Origin of the sequence: Nocardia aobensis NBRC 100429, assembly GCF_000308375.1 — a bacterium.
Classification (GTDB): Bacteria; Actinomycetota; Actinomycetes; order Mycobacteriales; family Mycobacteriaceae; genus Nocardia; species Nocardia aobensis.
The window spans coordinates 1-4,939 of the sequence record NZ_BAFQ01000246.1; the positions used below are offsets into that span (position 1 = coordinate 1).

Sequence of the window (4,939 nt, forward strand, 5' to 3'; positions counted from 1 at the left end):
GTGACCTATTTCGCCCCCGAATGCCGGACCGCATTCGAGCAGGCGGGTCTGCGCGGCTTCTGGCGCGGATACTTCGGCGGTCGCTCGGCGCCGTTCGGGCCGGTCGGACCCGGCGTCGTGACAGCGACCTTCTTCGGCTTCTCCCCCGCCATGGTGGCCCGGGCGCTGCCTGGGGTGTGGGAGCTGGCGACGCCGCAGCGCATCCTCGCGGCCCGCTCCGCCGGCGCCCGCGCGGCGCTGCTGCGGCTCGGCGGGAGCGACGACGAGTACGCCGAGGCGGCCGGACTGGCCCAGCGGGCCGCCACAGCGGTCGAGCTCGAAGGGAAACCGCTTGCCGCCGCCAATGCCGACCTGGCCTGGCCCGAGGATCCGCTGTCGATCCTGTGGCAGGCCTGCACGGTGCTGCGCGAGCATCGGGGTGACGGCCATGTCGCGGCGCTGACGACCGCCGGACTGACCGGATGTCAGAGTCTGGCCTGGCGCGCCGCCACCGATTCCGGGCGCGACGTTCTGCAACCGGCTCGCGGCTGGGACGACGAGCAGTGGGATCGCGCGCTCGCGGGCCTCACCGAGCGAGGCTGGCTCGACACCGACGGACGGCCGACCGCGTCGGGTCGCGCGGAATTCGACGAGATCGAAAGGCGCACAGATGTTTTGGCCGCACGCCCCTGGCGCGAGGTCGGGTCCGCGTCGACCGAACGCCTCGCCGAGCTGATGCGACCGCTGGCCCGCGCCGCACATACCGCGATGCCCGAGCGCACCCCCATCGGCACCCTCCCCCGCCCCTGAGCGGGATCGCACGCCCTGAATCGATCTCGCCACCGACGAAATGGTGGCTTTCCTCCCACCGCGGTGGCGCAGCCCCTCCGGTAGCGCGAGTAGGGATCTCCGTTCGCCGAAGAAACTGACCAACGTCCCACGCATCGGAGCCTTCGGCACGATTCGGCGCAGCCGTCGAACGCGGATAGTGGCCGTATACGAACCGATGTGCAAGAGGTATTCGATGGTGTTTCGTGATCGCGTCGACGCGGGCAGCCGGCTCGCGACGCGTCTGATCGCCCTGCGTGACACCGATGTCGTCGTCCTGGCCCTGCCGCGCGGCGGAGTACCGGTCGCCTTCGAAGTGGCACGGGCATTGCGCGCACCGCTGGATGTCCTGGTGATCCGCAAGCTGGGCGTCCCCTATCAGCCCGAACTCGCCTTCGGCGCGGTCGGTGAGGACGACACCCGCGTACTCAACACGCTGGTCGTGCGCCGCACCGGGCTGTCCGAGGACGACATCGACGCGGTACAGCAGCGCGAACGCACGGAACTGGCGCGTCGGGTGGACATATACCGGCAGGGGCGCGCCGGACCGTCGCTGCGTGGCCGGACCGTGGTGCTGGTCGACGACGGCATCGCGACGGGGGCCACCGCCCGCGCCGCCTGCCGCGTGGCCCGTGCCCGCGGCGCCGCCCGTATCGTCCTGGCCACTCCCGTCGCCGCACGGGAGGCACTGGCGTCGCTGCGGCCGGAAGCCGACGACATCGTCTGCCTGAAAACGCCACTGCTCTTCGACGCGGTCGGCCAGTGGTACCGGCACTTCGGACAGACCAGCGACGACGAAGTCGTCGATCTGCTCGCCCGGGCGGCCCTCGCCGCCCGCGAACGGCCCCGAGTGGCCGAGTCCGGCGATCCGCCGCTGGTCGACGACGACGTCACCATCACCGTCGGGGAAGCCGAACTGAACGGCCACCTGATGGTTCCGGAAGCCGCGACGGGCATGGTCGTCTTCGCCCACGGCAGCGGCAGCAGCAGGCACAGTCCACGCAACCGATTCGTCGCCACCTCTCTGCAGCGGGCCGGACTCGGAACGCTGCTGTTCGACCTGCTCACCCCCGCCGAAGAGTTCGAGCGCGCCAACGTCTTCGCCATCGGTCTGCTGGCGAATCGGCTGGCAGGTGTCACGCGGTGGCTCGCCGGGATGCACTACGCCGACGGCCTCCCGATCGGGTACTTCGGCGCCAGCACCGGGGCCGCGGCCGCGCTGCGGGCGGCCGCCGATCCGGAACTGAAGATCGCCGCCGTCGTCTCCCGCGGCGGCCGGCCCGACCTCGCCGACCTCTTCCTGACCGCCGTGCGAGCGCCGACCCTGTTGATCGTGGGTGGAAACGACCCGGCGGTGATCGAACTGAACCGGTTCGCCCAGCGAGCGATGGCGTGCGAGACACGCATCGAGATCGTGCCCGGCGCCACCCATCTGTTCGCCGAGCCCGGCGCGCTGGCAGCCGTGGCCGACCTTGCCCGCGACTGGTTCCGGACCCATTTCCGCGCGTCGACGACCGGCCGCGCACGGCCATGACCGGACGTTCCGCCGCACCGTCCGCCCCTCCCCGAAGTCCTTGACAGTCCCCGGGTTTCCGGCGTCTCCTGCGCGACCGGCATCGAACACATCGACACACCACGGGCCGCATGGTCCGCATTCCGGTGACTTTGGTCCATCACGAATTCCGCGGTCATCGGCGACGCTGGTACCGATGGAGACCAACGATCCCTTCGCCGCGCTCGCCGAGACGCATTCGGCGGTGGTGGTGCTGTTCGGCGACCGGGCCTACAAGATCAAGAAACCGGTACGGACCGACTTTCTCGACTTCTCCACGCGGGCCGCGCGCGAAGCCGCGTGCCGCCGCGAACTCGAGCTCAATCGGCGGTTCGCTCCCGATGTGTACCTCGGCATCGGGCACCTGTCCGATCCGACGCGGGATGCGGACGAACCGGTGCTGCTGATGCGCCGGCTCCCCGATGCCGCCCGGTTGTCGCGCCGCCTCGACGATCCGGCCGTCGCCCGCGACATCCTGTCGGTACTGGTGCGCGATGTGGCCGCCTGGCACGACCGGGCGCCGACCGGGCCGGCGATCGATCGCGCGGCGACGGTGCCGGCGGTTCGGGAGCGCTGGACGTCGTTGCTGTCCGGGATGACCCATCCCCCGATCGAACCGGCTGCGGTGCGGGAGCTGACCGAACTGGCGATGCGCTACCTCGACGGACGGAAGGCGCTGTTCGACAAGCGCATCACCACCGGGCGCATCGTCGACGGCCACGGCGATCTGCGCGCCGACGACATCTTCGTCACCGACGACGGCGTGCGGGTCATCGACTGCCTCGACTTCGACGACGAACTCCGCCACGTCGATCGGCTCGACGACATCTGCTTTCTGGCCATGGATCTGGAACGCCTCGGGTACCCGGACCTCGGCCGTGCCGTCGTGGAGGACTATCTCCGAGCGACCGGCGACCCGGCGCCGGACTCGTTGTACCACCACTACATCGCCTATCGCGCGGCGGTGCGCGCGAAGGTCGACTGCGTGCGGTACGAGCAGGGGGAACGGCGAGCGGCGGCGGGTGCGGTGCGGCACGTCGAGGTCGCCCTGCGACACCTCGCCGCCGGCGCGGTGCGCCTCGTGCTGGTCGGTGGCCTACCGGGCACCGGCAAGTCGACGATCGCCCGCCGCCTGGCCGCAGCGACCGGCGCGATCCTGTTGTCCAGCGACCACATTCGCGCCGTCGCGCGCGCCGAAGGCGTCCTGGACGGCGCGACCGGCGAATACGACCACGGCGCCTACACCCCCGCCGCGCGCGACCACGTCTACACGGTGATGTGCGCCGAGGCGCAGACCCTGCTCGCCGCCGGCCGCTCGGTCGTTCTGGACGCCAGCTGGATCGACGATACGCAACGACGGCGCGCAGCTCGGCTCGCCACCGACACCTGCGCCGATCTCATCGAACTCTGTTGTAGCGCACCGGCATCCGTGGCCGCCGCGCGCATCGCGGCGCGCACCGGATCCGAATCCGACGCCACACCCACCGTCGCGGCCGCCATGGCCGCGGATCGCGACCCGTGGCCCGGTGCGGTGGTACTGGACACCACCGCACCGGTCGACGAGACCACCGAGGCCGCGCTGCGCAGCTATCGGCGGACGAGCGAACGGGAGCCCTCATGACCGCGGAGCCGACCGTCGACCTCACCGACGTCACCTATCGCCGCCTCACCCCCGCCGACAGCGACGCGGTCCGGGACCTGCACGCGACGCTGACCCACCGCGACGGCTACTACCGCTTCTTCGGCGCGCGGCCGAAACACCTCGAACAGCTGGCCGCCGCCATGTCCATGAACGACCCGAAGCACTGCGCTTTCGGCGCGTTCACCGAGAATCGTCTGATCGGCGTGGCGAACTACGTCGTGCTGCCCGACACCGACTGCGCCGAGGTGGCCATGGTCGTGGCCCACGAGGACCAGCAGTCCGGTATCGGCACCGCGCTGCTGACGCGCCTGGCAGAGGACGCCCGACGGCACGGCATCGGCAGGCTCGCGGGCGACATCATGGCCACGAATTCGAAGATGATGCAATTGCTGATGGACATCGACCTGCCGATGTCGGCCCATCGCGACGACGACGTCGTCCACGTCGTCCTGCGGCTCGGAAAACAATAGGCGGCCGGGTGGTCACCCCATTTCGGCTACCGGCGCCGCGGCCCGCGTCTGCTCCTCGTACAGCTGCTCGATCCGGGAGCGCAGCCCGGGCGCGGTTCCCGAGGTGGTCAGGGCAGCGGTCGCCGCGGCGATACCCAATCGAATCGCGTCGTCGAGCCCGTAGCCCCGCGCCGAGCCGACGGCGATACCGCCGACCATCGCGTCCCCCGCGCCGATCCCGCTGCGCACCGGCACCGGTATCGGGGCAAACCAATGCGATCGCTCGGCGGTGACCGCCAAAACCCCCTCGGCGCCGAGCGAGACGACGACGACCTCGGCGACCGAGGCGTTCACGAGTTCGCGCGCCGCGGCGACCTGTGCGTCGCGATCGGGCAGCGCACGACCGACCAGCTGCGCGAGCTCCCGCACGCTCGGCTTGATCAGGAAGACTCCGCGCCGGATCGCCCGCAGCGCGGCGCCAGAGGTGTC

General features: G+C 70.9%; 5 protein-coding genes. 4 read left to right on the forward strand and 1 reads right to left on the reverse strand.

Translation table 11 applies throughout. The features are described 5' to 3' along the window. The 4 genes from RJ03_RS27525 to RJ03_RS27540 all read left to right on the forward strand — a co-directional run. On the forward strand, nucleotides 1–789 hold a 789-nt coding region (locus RJ03_RS27525; RefSeq protein WP_063820453.1), incomplete at its 5' end, for an SCO6745 family protein. A gap of 214 nt (nucleotides 790–1,003) precedes the next feature. Then, nucleotides 1,004–2,341 carry a phosphoribosyltransferase family protein gene (locus RJ03_RS27530; protein WP_036507656.1) on the forward strand — a complete coding sequence of 446 codons (1,338 nt, stop codon included), beginning with the start codon at nucleotides 1,004–1,006 and terminating at the stop codon, nucleotides 2,339–2,341. A gap of 175 nt (nucleotides 2,342–2,516) precedes the next feature. Further along, on the forward strand, nucleotides 2,517–3,980 hold the full coding sequence (locus RJ03_RS27535; protein WP_036507651.1) for a bifunctional aminoglycoside phosphotransferase/ATP-binding protein: 1,464 nt from the start codon (nucleotides 2,517–2,519) through the stop codon (nucleotides 3,978–3,980). Continuing rightward, nucleotides 3,977–4,471: a GNAT family N-acetyltransferase gene (locus tag RJ03_RS27540; RefSeq protein ID WP_051025320.1), complete on the forward strand. Its 495-nt coding sequence runs from the start codon at nucleotides 3,977–3,979 to the stop codon at nucleotides 4,469–4,471. The genes RJ03_RS27535 and RJ03_RS27540 overlap by 4 nt, the downstream gene beginning before the upstream one ends. Nucleotides 4,472–4,483: 12 nt before the next feature. Here RJ03_RS27540 and RJ03_RS27545 read toward each other — a convergent pair. Next, nucleotides 4,484–4,939, reverse strand: a 456-nt coding sequence (locus RJ03_RS27545; protein ID WP_036507653.1) for a PfkB family carbohydrate kinase, incomplete at its 5' end; no start/stop codon positions are given.